Annotated in this window: 12 protein-coding genes; 6 read left to right on the top strand and 6 right to left on the bottom strand. The window is 68.1% G+C overall.

Features of this window, described 5'->3' with window-relative positions; all coding sequences use genetic code 11:
• The first annotated feature begins 63 nt into the window (after positions 1-63).
• From ACLML9_RS12240 to ACLML9_RS12230, 3 genes are all read left to right on the top strand, one after another.
• The gene (locus tag ACLML9_RS12240; RefSeq protein ID WP_411945625.1) at positions 64-3,597 is read left to right on the top strand and encodes a CHAT domain-containing protein; all 3,534 of its coding nucleotides are present in this window, start codon (positions 64-66) and stop codon (positions 3,595-3,597) included.
• 281 nt (positions 3,598-3,878) lie between these two features.
• The gene (locus ACLML9_RS12235; RefSeq protein ID WP_411945624.1) at positions 3,879-4,709 is read left to right on the top strand and encodes a zinc-binding alcohol dehydrogenase family protein; all 831 of its coding nucleotides are present in this window, start codon (positions 3,879-3,881) and stop codon (positions 4,707-4,709) included.
• 452 nt (positions 4,710-5,161) lie between these two features.
• A complete protein-coding gene (locus ACLML9_RS12230; protein WP_411945623.1) occupies positions 5,162-6,805 on the top strand; it encodes a flavin-containing monooxygenase in 1,644 nt (547 codons plus the stop codon).
• 54 nt (positions 6,806-6,859) lie between these two features.
• On the opposite strand, the gene ACLML9_RS12225 is transcribed toward ACLML9_RS12230, so the two are convergent.
• The 5 genes from ACLML9_RS12225 to ACLML9_RS12205 form a co-directional block, all read right to left on the bottom strand.
• Positions 6,860-7,939: a cytochrome P450 gene (locus ACLML9_RS12225; RefSeq protein WP_411945622.1), complete on the bottom strand. Its 1,080-nt coding sequence runs from the start codon at positions 7,937-7,939 to the stop codon at positions 6,860-6,862.
• 417 nt (positions 7,940-8,356) lie between these two features.
• Entirely contained in the window at positions 8,357-8,683 is a 327-nt protein-coding gene (locus ACLML9_RS12220; RefSeq protein WP_411945621.1) for a histone-like nucleoid-structuring protein Lsr2, read from the bottom strand.
• A 132-nt stretch (positions 8,684-8,815) separates the two neighbouring features.
• Positions 8,816-10,222: a DUF4153 domain-containing protein gene (locus ACLML9_RS12215; RefSeq protein WP_411945620.1), complete on the bottom strand. Its 1,407-nt coding sequence runs from the start codon at positions 10,220-10,222 to the stop codon at positions 8,816-8,818.
• A 70-nt stretch (positions 10,223-10,292) separates the two neighbouring features.
• On the bottom strand, positions 10,293-11,240 hold the full coding sequence (locus tag ACLML9_RS12210; protein WP_411945641.1) for an ATP-binding protein: 948 nt from the start codon (positions 11,238-11,240) through the stop codon (positions 10,293-10,295).
• Between the two features lie 137 nt (positions 11,241-11,377).
• On the bottom strand, positions 11,378-12,076 hold the full coding sequence (locus tag ACLML9_RS12205) for a response regulator (protein WP_411945619.1): 699 nt from the start codon (positions 12,074-12,076) through the stop codon (positions 11,378-11,380).
• A 221-nt stretch (positions 12,077-12,297) separates the two neighbouring features.
• Here ACLML9_RS12205 and ACLML9_RS12200 point away from each other — a divergent pair, with 221 nt between their 5' ends.
• Together ACLML9_RS12200 and ACLML9_RS12195 are read left to right on the top strand one after the other, a co-directional pair.
• Positions 12,298-12,675 (top strand): hypothetical protein, encoded by a 378-nt coding sequence (locus ACLML9_RS12200; protein WP_411945618.1) that lies wholly within the window; start codon positions 12,298-12,300, stop codon positions 12,673-12,675.
• Positions 12,676-12,860: 185 nt separating this feature from the next.
• Positions 12,861-13,115 (top strand): IPT/TIG domain-containing protein, encoded by a 255-nt coding sequence (locus ACLML9_RS12195; protein ID WP_265805371.1) that lies wholly within the window; start codon positions 12,861-12,863, stop codon positions 13,113-13,115.
• 381 nt (positions 13,116-13,496) lie between these two features.
• Here the strand turns inward: ACLML9_RS12195 and ACLML9_RS12190 are convergent, their stop codons facing one another.
• Positions 13,497-14,132, bottom strand: a complete 636-nt coding sequence (locus ACLML9_RS12190; protein WP_411945617.1) for a flavin reductase family protein — start codon at positions 14,130-14,132, stop codon at positions 13,497-13,499.
• Between the two features lie 429 nt (positions 14,133-14,561).
• On the opposite strand from ACLML9_RS12190, the gene ACLML9_RS12185 reads away from it, so the two are divergent.
• On the top strand, positions 14,562-15,188 hold a 627-nt coding region (locus ACLML9_RS12185), incomplete at its 3' end, for an SDR family NAD(P)-dependent oxidoreductase (RefSeq protein WP_411945616.1).

Here is a 15,188-nt window from a genome sequence, read left to right as displayed (position 1 = left end):
GTCGAAAACGTTGTGCTTCGGGCCGCCGGATAACTAGCGTCGATACGCATCCGGGAGGGCGGTATGACAGATCGTGAGCGCGAGGGCGGCACCGGCGGATCCGGCTTCTTCGCCGCCGCCAAGGGTCTCTGGCAGCAGCTGGGTGGGCCGGCCACCGTCGCCCGAATCGGCCCGTTCGGCCCACTGGACGCCTTCCGAAGCCGTCTGAATCGTGCGAAGTCCGTCGCCGAACTGGACGACGCGATCCGCATGGGCCGACAGCTCGTCGCCGCCACCCCGGCCGGCCACCCCGCATATCCCGGCGCTCGATACCACCTGGCCAGGGCGCTGGTATTCCGGTTCGGCCGGACGAATGCGGCAGCCGATCTGGACGAGGCCATCCTGCTCGGTCGCCGGACACTGGATGCCGTCCCGGCGGATCTCCCCTTCCGTACTGTCCTGCTGGTAGCCGTCGGGAGCAGTTTGCATACCCGGTTCGAGAACTCGCGAGATCCTACCGACCTGGACGACGCGGTCCTGCTGATGCGGGAAGCGGTTACCCGCACATCCGACGGCGATCCGGATCTCGCCGACCGGACCGGCAGGCTCGGTGCTGTGCTACTGGCCCGATTCGGGCGAACCGGGCAACTCGCCGACCTCGACGAAGCGATCGCGCTGGGGCACCGGACGGTGGCGCTGACGGCCGCGGACGATCCGCTGCTCTGCGTGCGGCTGGTACACCTTGCCGCGGCGCACGCGGACAGGTACGCGCGAACGGGGGTGGCGGCCGATCTGGACGAGACCATCCGGCTCGGCGAGCAGACCATGTCCGCCATGCCCGCAACGCTTCCCGACAGTCTGCGGACCGAAATTCGGCACGTCCTGGGCCAGAGCGTGGGGTCCCGCTTCGAGCGGACCGGCGAACGAGCCGATGCCGATGAAGCCATTCGCATCGTGCGACAGGCGGTGACCGGTACCCCTACCGGCGATCCGGGCCGCGCCGACTCCATGAACACCCTCCGGGGGGCGCTGCTGAGCCGGTTCGAACGGACCGGGACATTATCGGATCTGGACGAGGCGGTCGACGCGGGACGACAGGCGGTGGCGGCGACCCCGGCCGGTCATCCCGATCGTGGCCGGAACCTGTTCGGTCTGGGATTCACACTGCGCATCCACTTCGAGCGCACCGGGGATCCGGCGGATCTGGACGAGGCGATCCGAATCGGCCGGGAGGCGGTCACGGCCACGCTCGCGGAGGATCCCGATTACCCCGACCGGACGAGCAGCCTCGGCCGGGCGCTGGTCGATCGGTTCGATCGAACCGGTTCCATGACGGATCTGGACGAAGCCATCCGGATGGCTCGACGAGCTGTTACCGGAACAGCGGGAGACAGCAGCACCCGAGCCGGCAGGCTGACGACGCTGGGGACGGCCCTGCGGCATCGATACCAGCGCACGGGAAGACGACCGGACCTGGACGAGGCCATCACCAGGTTGCGCGCCGCGGTGGACTCGGCCCCGGCCGGCTACCGCACAATGAACCTCCTGCTGATGAATCTCGGAAGCGCCCTGTCGGACCGATTCGAGCAGACGACCGAAACAGCCGATCTGGACGCGGCGATCGATATGTTCCGGCAGGCCGTCGCCGCGACACCCGCCGATCACCCCGACCTGCCGGCCATGCTGAGCAACCTCGGGCTCGCCATCCGGACTCGCTTCGACCAGACGAGAACTCCGGCAGATCTCGTCGAGGCCATCGAAATGCTCCGGCGGGCCGCGGATAGCACACCCGCCGATCACCCCGCGCACGCCCAACGGCTGATCAGGCTCGGAGCCGCCCTGATGATGCGGTTCTGGCGAACGGACACCACGCGCGACCGTGACGAGGCCACCGCAGCATTTCTGGACGCGCAGCGGTCCACTGTGGCACCGCCGTCGACCCGGATACTGGCGGCCCGGGCGGCCGCCGACCTGGTCGCGGCCACGCAGCCGGACCGTGCGGCCGAGTTGATCGAGCACGCGATCCGACTGCTTCCCGAGATCGCGCCACGGCAGTTGGAACGGTCCGATCAGCAGTACGCCATCGGCCGATGGGGCGGATTCGCCGCCGACGCCGCGGCGCTGACGCTGCGGAATCCGGCTGTATCCGAGAACGACCGGGCGGATCTGGCGCTGCGGCTGCTCGAGGCCGGCCGGGCCGTACTGCTGAACCGGACGGTCCAGGTCCGCGCGGATACCACCGAGCTCATGGACCGGCATCCGGACCTCGGTGGTGACTTCGTCCGGCTGCGTGAACAGCTCAATCGATCCGGCGCCACCCGCTTCCCGGCCGGTTCCGCCGACCCGGCTCCGGATCGACACCGACTGGCGCGTGAGTTCGAGGAGGTACTCACCCGTATCCGGACGCAACCCGGATTCGAAACTTTCGCCCTGCCACCGTCGACCGGGCAACTGGTCGCGCAGGCCGGCCACGGGCCGGTGGTGGCCTTCAGTATCGGCCGGTACGGCAGCGACGCGCTGCTGCTCACCGCCGACGGAATCTCCTGTCTGCCGCTGCCTGCCCTGTCCGTGGAGGCGGTGCGCGATCGAGCCCGCACCTTCCGCGAGGCGCTGAATACCGCCGCGCACGGCGTCACGGGATCCGAACGGCAAGCCGCTCAACGACAGTTGAGTGCCACCCTGGAATGGCTGTGGGACAACGCGACCGGTCCCGTCCTCGATGCGCTGGGCTTTCATCGGCCGATCGGGCCCGACCGGTCCGGCCCGCGGGTGTGGTGGGCGCCGGGCGGACTGCTGGGCCAACTGCCGATCCACGCGGCCGGCTATCACACTCACCCGTCCCCATCCGACGCAGCGACGGTGATGGACCGCGTCATCTCTTCCTATACGCCCACTGTCGCCGCTCTGGAATACGCGCGACGCCGGCACTCGTCCACCGCAGACCCGGACACGCCCGGGCGGGCCCTCGTCGTGGCCATGCCGACAACTCCGGGGATCGACGGGCGGCTGCACTACGTGCTCGACGAGGCCCATCTGGTCGCCACGCATCTGCCGGGGGCCACCGTCCTCACCGAGCCCGACGAGGCAAACGACCTCGGAGCCCCGGCGAGTCCGAGTGCCGAACACACGCTTCCGACCACAGCCACCGTGCTGCGTCTGCTGCCGGAACGCGCCATCGTGCACTTCGCCTGCCACGGAGCCACCGACCCCGATGACCCCTCACGCAGTCAGCTGCTGTTACACGATCACGCCACGACGCCGCTCACCGTCGCCGCACTCGCCCCGATCCATCTCGACCGGGCCCGGTTGGCGTATCTGTCTGCCTGCGATACCGCTCTCAGCACCGACACTCAACTGGTCGACGAGTCCATCCACCTCGCATCCGCTTTCCAACTCGCCGGATATCCCCACGTCATCGGCACTCTGTGGACAATCGACGACGATATCGCGATCCGCATCGCCGACGCCTTCTACACGGCCTTGCGTACCGCGCCCGATTCCACGGTGGTCGATATCGGCCGCGCGCCCCACGCACTGCACCACGCTGTCCGGGCGGCGCGCGACACCTTTCCGGCCACCCCATCGCTGTGGGCCGCTCATCTCCACACCGGAGCGTGAACCTTCCCGGCGACAACCGGCCGACCCGCAGTAGTCGGATGGGCCCGGACCAGGCGATCGTCGCTTCTATCGGCCCCCAACCAGTAGCGCATGGACGAAACCGACTGCGCGCACAGCTCGACCACCGGCCGCCGGTATCCGCGGGGATAGCGGCACATCGGGGCCACCGGGTCGGCGCGCCTACCGCCATAGGCCGGTGAAGTGCCCGAGCCGTCAGCGCAGCCGGGCGCCGGGCGCCGCTGAGGCTCGTGGGCGCGGGTTTGCACCACGTCGTCCGCGGGATGGCCGCCGGTAGCCACTACGGCAGCGGCCGGGTATATCCCCTCGTGCCGGGCGTCGACGCGGTGGCCCGGACCGAGAACGGGCGGCTGGTATACACGGGCTTCGCCCGGCCGCCCTGGGGCACCATGGCGGAATGGCTGGTTACGCCATTCGAAAGGGAGCTGCCCGCCGGCGCCGATCCGCTCGCGGTCGCCGCCGGTATGAATCCCGCCCTCTCGGGCTGGATGCCGCTGGTCGCACGGCGCGAGGAGGCGGGCGCACTCGGCACCGTGCTGGTGCTCGGCGCGACCGGCATGTCGGGCGGTCTGGCGGTGCGGGCAGCGCTGTCCCTCGGCGCGAAACAGGTGGTCGCGGTCGGGCGCGACCGCGACGCGCTGGAGCAGCTGCGCGGCCCGGACGTGGTCACCGTTGCGCTCGCACCCGGCGCACCCGGCGCCTGGGCGGACGCCCTCGCTACGGCCGTCGCCGAAACACAGCCCACCCTCATCCTCGACTACGTATGGGGCCCCGTCGCCGAGGCCGCTTTCGCGGCATTGGGACGGTCCGGCCCGGACGACGACAGCGTGGCGGTCGACTACGTGCAGATCGGCTCGCTCGCCGGAGCCGAGGCGGCGCTGCCCGCGGCACTACTGCGCAGCCGACGGAGCCGGGTCAGCGGCAGTGGCAAGGGCTCGGTCTCCAAGGAGCAGATGATCGCCGAACTCCCCGGCATCCTGGCCCGATTCGCCGACGGCACCTTCGACGCGCCGTACACCGTGTACCCGGTCGGCCGCGTCGGCGAAGCCTGGGCGCAGCAGGGGCGAACCCGGGCCGTCATCGTCCCGGACTGACCGGGATCACCGAAAGGTGGCTACCTCGTAGACCTGATGGCCGAAGGCGGACACGCCGCCGCCTTCGGCGTCGCAAGCTCGGGACGACGGCAACGGCAAGTCCCGTTTTGCCACACCATACAACCGACCTGCTCGCGTTTGTGATGCCCGGCAAGGGCGGCGCCGCGCGGAAACACCAACGCGCACAACCGAGTCCCGCTGCCCTGGGACGTGTACCGGTCTGGAAAACTGACGCTCGGCGAGTCTTGTCCGCGCACCGATCAGCTCGTGACATCGACCGGGCTGCAGCGACACGAGGGAGGAGCAAGAACCTTCTGCGGCGTCATCGTCACCAATGTCCGACCACCACCTCACGCCAGTTCTTTCCTCGACCAGGTAACTGCCGGCTCGCCACGTAGTCGAACCGAACAGCTGTGTCTCCCACGGCGACTCATCGAAAGGCAGGTCCCACGATGACAACGACCTCCGAGCATTCCGTATCCTCGACCGGGCAGGAGGCCCGCGAGATCGACGCAGTCGTCGTCGGAGCCGGATTCGCCGGCCTCCACATGCTGTACAAGTTGCGCGAACTCGGCCTTTCGGTGCAGGGGTACGAGGCGGGCGGTGGACTCGGCGGCACCTGGTACTGGAACCGTTATCCGGGCGCACGCGTCGATGTGAAAAGCGTGTACTACAACTACTCCTTCGACCCGGAGCTCGAGCAGGAGTGGGAGTGGACGGAGAAGTTGCCGCCGCAGCCGGAGTTGCTCCGCTACATCAACCACGTCGCGGATCGTTTCGATCTGCGTAAGGACGTGCAGTTGCGGACCCGCGTCACCGCCGCGGTCTACGACGAGTCCGCCGCGCGGTGGCGGATCACGACCGATCAGGGCGAGGTCGTCTCGGCGCGGTACGCGATCATGGCAACAGGCTGTCTGTCGGCGCCGAAGATGGTGGAAGTTCCGGGCATCGAGACGTTCCGGGGCCGCAGCTTCCACACCGGCAACTGGCCCGCACAGGAGGTGGACTTCACCGGCCGGCGGGTCGCGGTGATCGGCACCGGTTCCTCCGGGGTGCAGATTATTCCGCTCACCGCCGAATCGGCCGAGCAGCTCACCGTGTTCCAGCGGACCGCGAACTATGTTCTTCCCGCCGGCAATCACGCGATCGATCCCGAATTCCAGCGCGGGATCAAGTCTCGCTACCGCGAGGTGCGCAAGGCCAACCGGGAATCATCGTTCGGCATCGCGCAACCCGAAGCCACCAAGGGGGCGCTCGAGGTGAGCGAAGACGAGCGAAATGCCTTCTACCGCAAGGTGTGGACCGACAAGGACAGCGAACTGGTCAGCATGCTTGTCGGATTCACGGACCTACTCGCCGACGAAGCCGCCAACGAGACCGCCGCCCAGTTCATTCGCGAGCGAATCGCCGAGATCGTGACGGACCCGGCCGTCGCCCGGCTACTTCAGCCCGCCGGCCTCTTCGGCGTCAAACGCCCGGTCCTGGGAACGGACTACTACGAGACCTTCAATCGTCCCGAGGTCCGGCTCGTAGACGTTCGCGCGACCCCCCTCACCGAGGTCACCGCGTCCGGACTCGAGACGACGGAGGAAAGTTTCGAGTTCGATGACATCATCTACGCCACCGGGTACGACGCGATGACCGGTGCGCTGGACGCGATCGACATTCGCGGCCGGGGTGGTGCGTCGCTGCGGGCGAAGTGGGCCGACGGGCCCGTCACCTATCTCGGTCTCACCGTGGCGGGCTTTCCGAATCTCTTCACGATCACGGGTCCGGGCAGCCCGTCGGTCCTGTCGAACATGATGGTGTCCATCGAGCAGCACGTCGACTGGGTGTCGGACGCGATCGAAGCGATGCGGTCCAAGGGCGTCACGACCATGGAGGCGGAGACCGCGGCGGAGCAGGAATGGACGCGGCATGTCGGCGAGGTCGGCGATATGACGCTCTATCCGAAGGTGGACTCCTGGTATGTGGGATCGAATGTGCCCGGTAAGCCGAGGGTGATGTACGCATACATCGGCGGCGTCGGAGCATATCGCGAAAAGTGCGACCAGGTCGCCGCCGACGACTACGACGGTTTCACTCTGACGCAGTGACCGGGGCACTACCGGTGGCGGGCACCGCATGGCGCCCGCCACCCAAGGTCACCTCTACCAGGCGAGACGCATCGGCGGGCACGCCGGGAACTCGACCGGTAATGCCGCCAGGGCGCGGTGGAACTGCCCCTGCCGCCAAGGGAGTTGCTGCGCAGATACTTTCGATCGAATATCCGGCAGGGCATCGAGCAGCAGGTCGATGCCCTGCGAGGCGATGGTCCGGGCGAGGCTCTGGGCCGGGCAGCCGTGCGGGCCGGCTCCCCATGCGAGGTGCGACCGGTTGCCCCTGCGGTCACCATCGCCTACCACGCTGGGATCGTTGTTGCACGCGGCCAAGCTGATGACCACCGGCTGATCGGCCGGCAGCCACACATCGCCGACGAGTTGCGGCTGCCTGGGGTAGCTCACGCTCCAATTCGCCAGCGGTGGATCCTCGAACAGCACCGCATCGATAGCGTCCCGGGTGGCCATGGCACCGCTGAGGACCTCACCCCCGTATTGTTCGTCGGTCATCAACAGCAGCAGCGCATTGAGAATGAGATTGCAGGTCGGCTCCGTACCCATCGAGAACAGGAGCGCGGCCTGATTCACCATCTCCATGGCATCGAGCCCGTCCGGGTGTTTCAACAGCTCCGAGGTCAGATCGTCGCCCGGCTCGGCCCGCTTCTGCTCGACGACCCCGATCAGAGCCCCGACGAAACGCTGCTGCCCTTCTTCGGCGCCCACTCCCTCCAGCATCGCGGCCATCCCGTGATAAGCCGCGGCCGCGGCGTCTTCGGGAAACCCCATCAGTTCGCTCAGCACCCGGAAGGTCAACGGATACGCGTAGTCCGTTCGCAGGTCGGCGGTACCGCGCTCGCAGAAGTCGTTGATCAGCACCTCGGCGGCCCGGGCCACCGCGCCGTGAACCTTGTGCATGTCGACGGTGTCCAACGCCGCGATGATGGTGCGCCGGTATCGCTCGTGTTCCAGACCTGCGGTGCGCAGCGCATTCTGGCGGTAGCCCAACATCGGCAGCATCGGGGATCCCGAGGGGGCGTTCTTCTCCCATCGGCGTGGGTCCGCGGGGAAATGGGCCTCGTCGTTGAGGATTTGCATGGCCACCTGGTAACCGATCACGAGCGTCGCCGGCACACCCGGAGAAAGCTCGATCGGTACCAACGGGCCGTAACGTCGCATTTCTGCGTAGGCGCGGTGCGGATCGGCCGCGAACGAAGGGGTGTCCAGCCGAACATATGATTCGGCGGCTACCGCGGGCCCGTGCGTGATCAGGGATTCCCTGTACGAACCCGGATCTGCATTGCTCAACGCGTGACTCCCCCGCACAGTGCCGCGTTGCGCCCCGTTCGGCCTACGGCGGGACGGCCTGGCATTCGTTGTGTGGACATGCTGCGGCATACTACCGGGACCTGTTCCAGGCCAACATCTTTGGCGGATACAGCGCCGCTACCTCCCGCGCACATATAGCTACCGGCGAGTTCATGGGCGTCGATGAGAGCCCGCGCCTACTCCCGGACACCGCTCACGACACCGACGGCGGACGTACCGGCGTCAGTTCGCTGCCCGCTGGTATGCCTGCAGCACCGCGGAGGGCATCCGGCCACGCTCGGGCACATCATGCCCATTACAACGTGCCCACTCCCGCACCGCCTTTGCCTCCTGCTGCCGACCCGCCGCAGGAGCCTCGACCCGGCTCCGTCCCCCGACCTTGCGCGCGAAGGGGGTCCACTTGTCGAGGCCGGCACGGAATTCCCGCGCATTCGCCTCGGACAGGTCGATCTCATAGCCCACTCCGTCGATTCCGAACGAGACGGTCTCGGCGGCGGCGGATGCACCGTCCAGATCGTCGATCACGGTCACCACAACCTTGCGCGCCACTCTCCACACCTCCACTGGCCGAACCTCGCCGGACCGCTACATTGTCCGGCACAGTACCAGCGCCCGATCCGCCTCCGTCCAGAGCACCGTAGAGACCCGACATGCATATCAGCTGTGAGATGACGTCACGGCTCAGCGCGCCCGGGCGCGGGCCAGATTCCAGCTGTTCCAGGTGTCGTCGTCGAGCCTGTTCTCGAGCCGTTCGAGCAGGCCGTTGCGAATCTGGGCGGGCAGGCGGTCGAGGGCGGGGACGATATCGACGGACAGACCGGCCAGGTAGTCGACGTCGAGATCTTCGCCGCGCTCCCAGCGGTCGATGTTCTCGGCGGCGACCAGGCCCTCGGGATTCAGTGCGGCAAGGGCCAGTAGTGCGGCCGTTCCCGTCGCGATCGCACTCCGTGGCAGCCACGCCGTTTCCAGACGCAGAACGGCGATGATCACCAGCACGTAGACGATGCCGAGCCAGAGTTCGCACGTGCCGACCAGCAACCGCAGCACGGTGAATCCGTACGCCTGCTGGTAGGTCCACATACGTCCGAGCGCGGAGGCGATCATCACCAGCGTGAGCCCGCTGAGCGCGCACAACAGGCCGCGCAACCACAGCCGATCCACGGCGGTGTCCCGGGCGGCCCGGTGCAGGACGGGCAGGAGGACGGCGAGCGTCAGCACGGTGACCGCGGAGAGTTGCCAGAAACCGCCCCGGGCGTACTCGGCGTAGGTCAGGCCGGCGGTGCGCTGCACATAATCGTCCCCACCGAACAGGGCCACCAACTGTGCCCCGAGGAACAGCGCGAACACCGCGGTCAGGGCGCCGACCGGCAGACCCCATTCCAGCCGCGCCAGCGTCCGATTCGCGACTTTCGGCTGCCCGTCGGCCGGGAGCGGAGGTCCGGCGAGCAGATACAGGGCACCCAGCGTTCCGATACCCGCTGCGACGAACACCACGACCCAGCGGGTCAGCGTGTCACTGTCCAGTGGCGGCACCAGACCGTCGATGAGCGCGGCGAACGTGACGTCGGCGCCGGCCAGCAGTGGTACGAACACCGCCAGTAACGCCACCGTGACGGCGGTGGATGCCCCGAGCCGGCGATTACGCGTCCCGGCACCGTCGGGCCGCTTTCCCACTGCGGTATACACCCAGGCGACGGCGCCGGCCGACGCCAGCGGAACAGCCAGCGCATCCCGGAATGTCCCGCGGTCGGAACGCCGGCCCACCACCGCCAGCGACCCGGCCACGGCCGCCGCCGCCACGCACAGAACGAACAACCACCCCGCGGCCCGGAAAGTGCCGACCGCCAGCAACACCAGCGTCGTGATCGCCCACCACAGGCGTTCCCGGTGCCGGGTCTGTCCATGCTCCGTCCCCGTGGTGCGACGTGCCCGGCGATGGACTGCACCGACCGCGGCCGCAGCCGCGGAACCCGCCAGCAACCAGCCGATTCCGGGCCGGTCGAGCGGGACGGTCGCCGCGGCGACCAGACCCGCGATTCCCGTCGCGGGCAGGACACCCGCCGGGTAGGCGACCAGGTATCTGGGCATGGGGCTCCTTCTGAGGGTGTGCGTTATCGCCCCGGGGCCGATCGGCGGCCGGGCTGTGCAGCGGGAAACGTCAGAGGTCGGGCGGCTCGGTGGCCGGCAGGATCACGCGGATCCGGGAGCCGGGGTCGGTGACGGCGATGTCGCCGCGATGCAGGTCGATCACCCAGCGCGCGATCGCTAGTCCGAGCCCCGTACCGCCGCCGTCGGTACGGCCACCGCGGGTGAAACGGTCGAAGATGCGCTCGCGCTGGTCAGGCGGTATGCCGGGACCGTCGTCTTCGACGTCGATGACAAGGTCGTCGGCCACGGTGTGGGCGCGCAGCCGGACCTCACCCCCGGCCGGACCGTGCCGGGCGGCGTTGTCCAGGAGGTTCAGTACAACCTGGTGGAGGCGGGCGCGGTCGGCGTACACGGTCGCGGTCACCGGCTCGACCTCGTTGCGGAAACGGATCCCGCGGCCCGAGGCGGCGGTCATGACCTCCACCTCGGCCGCCACTTCCGCGAGAAGCGGTGCGATAGCGAATTCGCCGCGGTCGAGCGGGACGGCGCCGGCCTCGATACTGGAGATGTCGAGCAGTTCGGAGACGAGCCGCCCCAGCCGTTCGGTCTGCGCGAGAGCCGTTTCGAGTGTTTTCGGGTCGGGCTTCGATATCCCGTCCACCATGTTCTCCAGGACGGCGCCCAGCGCGGTGATAGGGGTGCGCAATTCGTGCGAGACATTGGCTATCAGGTCACGGCGCTGCTGGTCGGCTGCGGCGAGATCGTCCGCCATCCGGTTGAACGCGTCGGCCAGCTGGCCCACTTCGTCGCGGGAGGAGGCGCGCACACGGCTCGTATAGTCCCCGCGCGCCATCCGCTGCGCGGCGGCGGTCATCTCCCGCAGCGGCATGGTGATGCCGTGCGCCAGGAACTGAGAGGACACCAGCGCGATCACCATCGCGGCCAGCGTGGTCATCGGTGGCAGCCAGCCGATCTGCAGGCGGAAATAGCCGAAGGCGAGTCCGCCCGCGAAGGTCATCAGAACGGCCAATTTGAGTTTGATGGAGCGGATCCGATCCAGCGGCCGCGGCAATACCGCCGCCACCCGGTCGGATATCCGCCGCAACCCACCCACGACCCCGCCCCGGGCGACGGCGCCGGTGACCGTGCGCCCGCTCATCTGCTCTCCAGCGCGTACCCGACACCATGGACGGTCCGGATCAGGTCGGCGCCGAGTTTGCGGCGTAATGCCTTGATATGGTTGTCGACCGCCCGGGTGCCCGCGGCATCGGCCCAATCCCACACCTCCTCGAGAAGGCGTTCGCGGGCCAGCACCGCGCGGGGCCGCTGCGCCAGCCGGGCCAGCAGATCGAATTCCAGCGGCGTCAGTTGTGCTTCGACCCCGCCGCGCCAGACCCGGCGCTGATCGATGTCGATTCGCAGATCGCCCACCACGGTGATCGTGGGCAGCGCGGCGGCGCGCTCGACCCGGCGCAGCAACGCGTGCACCCGGGCGGTGAGCACCCGCAGGGAGAACGGTTTGGTGAGGTAGTCATCGGCACCGACGCCGAGACCGATGAGCTGATCGATCTCATCGGTCCGCGCGGTGAGCATCAGTACCGGCACCGAGCGTTCGGCCTGGATCCGCCGACAGACCTCCAGTCCGTCGAAGCCGGGCAGCATGACGTCGAGGACGACGAGATCGGGGCCGAAGGTGCTCGCGGCGGCCACCGCGGCGGGTCCGTCGTGGGCCACCTCCACCGTGAATTCCTCGGCTCGCAACCGCGCCGCCACCGATTCCGCGATGGTGAGTTCGTCGTCCACCACCAGGATCCGCCGCGCCACCGCTCCCCCTGCCGGTGCGTTCTGTTCCATGCCCGGGAAGCCTAGCCACCCCGTGTGGAGAGAACAGGCGTCAATTGTGGAGATTCTGTGTGCCCGGCAGGTCTACCGTCGCGTCGTGCCTCTCGCGGCACGCGCCGGAGACCGGAGCGTCCCGTGGGTAATCCTGACGTCCCTCGCGGCCGCAAGCTCGAGTATGCCGCTACGGCACAGTGTTCGATCAGAGGCGCAAGTGTGAGCCGGCGCCGAACGAAGTGGAGACAGACCTGACCGGAGAGCCGACCAACCAGCGCCCCGAGCCGATCGACCTCGAGGCGTTCTTCGCCGACCCGCAGTTCGCGAATCCGTCGATCTCCCCCGACGGCACCCGTATCGCCTACCTCGCCCCGCAGCGAGGCCGCCGCAACGTCTGGGTCCGCGGTATCGACGCGACCCATGACGACGCGGAGGCGAGCGATCGATGGCGGACGGCGTCCGAGTTCACGGTGACCTCGGCGCTCTCGGCGAGCACGGCGTGCTCGAAATCGACGAACGCTTCCGCAGAGCCGTCGGCCGGCGGTCGCCAGGCGCTGCGCTCCGGCTCGGGTCGTCTTGCCTGCCCACGCGACCTTCGGACCGGCCGGGTTCAGTGAGTTGCCCCGGTCCCTCGGCGCGAATCACCGGATCGAACCGGACAAAAACGGACAAAATCGGACTGCGGAACCTTTGCCGAAGTGCCGTCGCCGGAGGCTTACTGGATATGTAGCGATTGCCGCAGAAATAGCGGCATCCGTTGCAAGGCAACCGTTTTCATTTTATCTCGGCTTGGAGGCCGACCATGGCAGCTGTCCTCACCTCCCTCACACCCTCTTCCGGCCCTGCGACCACTTTCAACTCTGTGGTGATCACCGGCTCCGGATTCAGCAATGTCGGTCCTTTGACCGTGCGGTTCGGTACCAAGGCAACCACATTCACCATCGACTCCGACACCCAGATCACAGCCATCTCCCCGACGGGGACAGGCACAGTGAACGTCACCGTCACCGTAGAGCTGGACGGCACCAGCAACGCACTGCCCTACACCTACGTCTGACGGCTCGAGCGCGTTGCGGTCGCAGGCATGAGGGCCACCTGCCGATGTTCGAAGTCGCCTGCACGGCGTCCTCTCTGCGCCTGAAGCACCGGCCGCGCGCCACGGCCTCGGGAGCACCGACAACAACAGAAACCGACAGCAGTGAGCCCCGGAAGTCTCCACCGGCCGCCGGGGCACACTGCTCGCGGGTGTCCGGTCGCGGGGTCGCGAGCGGACACCCATCCGATGTGGTCGAGGTGCACCGGTTATGGCGACCGTTCGCCGACCAGCCGGTCGACTCGAGCGTCCTCTCGGCGATCGGTCACACCGTATGCGGAGACCGTCCGGCCGGGTCCACGCTATGCAGGCCACGTGAGTATCCTCCCACCGCGCGCCGAAGCCTCAGCTCTCGCGGTCGGGATGGCCCGGCCACCGCGCGTAGGGAATACGGGCGATGTCCAATACCTCACCGATCGTCGACCATTCGTTGCGACCCAGACGCGCCAGTGGACGCAGCCGATCGATCGCGGGAAGGGTGTTGCCACGGGCATCCGTGCGCATCACGGCGGCATCGACCGCGGCGTGCAGAACCCGGCCGATCACCACGGTCGAGTCGCCGAGCTCCAGTACATGTTCGAGCCGGCACTCCAGTGCGACCGGTGACTCCGCGACCCGGGGCGGCGCAACGGTCACACTGGGCTCGGCGGTGAGTCCGACCTCGGTGAACTCCGACAGCTCGGCGGGAAAGTCTGTGCCGGTGGCATTCACCTGCTCGAACATCGACTCGGCGGCAAGGCAGACGACGAACTCGCCGGTCTCGAGCACGTTGCGCAACGAATCCTTCCTGCCCACCGAGGTGAACTGCACCATCGGCGGCGCCACGCACGAGACCGTGAAGAAAGAGTGCGGGGCGAGGTTGTCGACTCCCGTAGCGGACCGGGTGGATACCCAGGCAATCGGACGGGGAACGACAACACTGGTCAACACCTTGTAGAAGTCGCCGTAACCCACCACGTCGGGATCAATACCGGTGCGCATACGGCAACTTCCTTCCAGCAGGGTATTCGTCGGCACGGCCGTATCGGCAAGGCCCGGAGCGGGGACGGCTGTGCGCACATGCTCCACCGCGAACGGGCAATCAGGCAAGAAACTCGCTGCGACGGCCCGATAGCGCGACGCGAACCTCGGCAGGACGGCCCGCGGCAGGGGCGGAGCACGTTCCAGAGCTTCGACGAGGGAAGCTCTCAGAGCTACCCCTCGAATATACCCGCCGGTATGAAACTCGGATGGCCGGCGCGGTGACCCGAGGCGTTGACCCGACCGAGGCCCACCAACCCGCGCATCGCGTGGCCGAAGGCAACGCCGGTGGCCGGCCGACGGCGCCGTGCAAGAGCGATGCAAGCCTCGGGGGCGACAGTCGGTGACATGAAATCGGATTTATTCGCGTCGGCCAGCGGCAGGACAGTCTTGGTCACCGGTGCAAGCGCCGGCATCGGGTACTTCGTCGCCGAGCAGTTGGCCACTGCCGGCGCTGCGGTCGTGCTCGGCTGCCGCGATCCCGCCAAAGCCGAACTCGCCATGACGTCGATCCGTTCCCGGGTGCCCGGGGCCGTCCTACGGCCGGTGCCCCTCGACCTCGCGGATCTGTCATCGCTACCGGCGGCTGCCGCGGAGCTGAGCGGCGATCGACTCGATGGCGTCGTGCTCAACGCGGGTGTGCTATCGAGCGGGCCGCAGCGCTTCCTCAGCGCACAGGGCCACGAGTTGATGTTCGCGACGAATCATCTCGGACACTTCGCGCTCATCCATCATCTGGCCCCGGCGTTGTCGGCGACGGCGGGTAGCCGGGTCGTCACCGTCGGCAGCTACGCCGCGCGCTCCGAGCGCCTGGACCTTTCGGATCTGCAATCCGAGCGGGATTATCGGTCCAAACGCACCTATGGGCGATCGAAACCGGCCCAGATGCTGTTCGGATTCGAACTCGACCGGCGCCTGCGCGGGGCGGGCGCCGAGGTCATCAGCGTCGTGGCCCACCCGGGTGGTGCGCTGGATTCCCTGAGCCCGGCGCGGCCGCCGCTGTTCGCCCCGACCGAC

This window comes from Nocardia sp. NPDC002869, assembly GCF_046764065.1.
GTDB classification, from domain to species: domain Bacteria; phylum Actinomycetota; class Actinomycetes; order Mycobacteriales; family Mycobacteriaceae; genus Nocardia; species Nocardia rhamnosiphila.
The sequence above is the reverse complement of the archived record's forward strand: the minus strand, read 5'-3'. Positions and strand labels throughout refer to the sequence as shown.

Bases quoted from the DNA above. Each gene is read 5' to 3' on its own strand.
- ACLML9_RS12240 (WP_411945625.1), top strand. From the start codon at position 64: ATGACAGATCGTGAGCGCGAGGGCGGCACCGGCGGATCCGGCTTCTTC.
- ACLML9_RS12235 (WP_411945624.1), top strand. From the start codon at position 3,879: ATGGCCGCCGGTAGCCACTACGGCAGCGGCCGGGTATATCCCCTCGTG.
- ACLML9_RS12230 (WP_411945623.1), top strand. From the start codon at position 5,162: ATGACAACGACCTCCGAGCATTCCGTATCCTCGACCGGGCAGGAGGCC.
- ACLML9_RS12215 (WP_411945620.1), bottom strand. From the start codon at position 10,222: ATGCCCAGATACCTGGTCGCCTACCCGGCGGGTGTCCTGCCCGCGACG.
- ACLML9_RS12210 (WP_411945641.1), bottom strand. From the start codon at position 11,240: ATGACCTTCGCGGGCGGACTCGCCTTCGGCTATTTCCGCCTGCAGATC.
- ACLML9_RS12205 (WP_411945619.1), bottom strand. From the start codon at position 12,076: ATGGAACAGAACGCACCGGCAGGGGGAGCGGTGGCGCGGCGGATCCTG.
- ACLML9_RS12195 (WP_265805371.1), top strand. From the start codon at position 12,861: ATGGCAGCTGTCCTCACCTCCCTCACACCCTCTTCCGGCCCTGCGACC.
- ACLML9_RS12190 (WP_411945617.1), bottom strand. From the start codon at position 14,132: ATGCGCACCGGTATTGATCCCGACGTGGTGGGTTACGGCGACTTCTAC.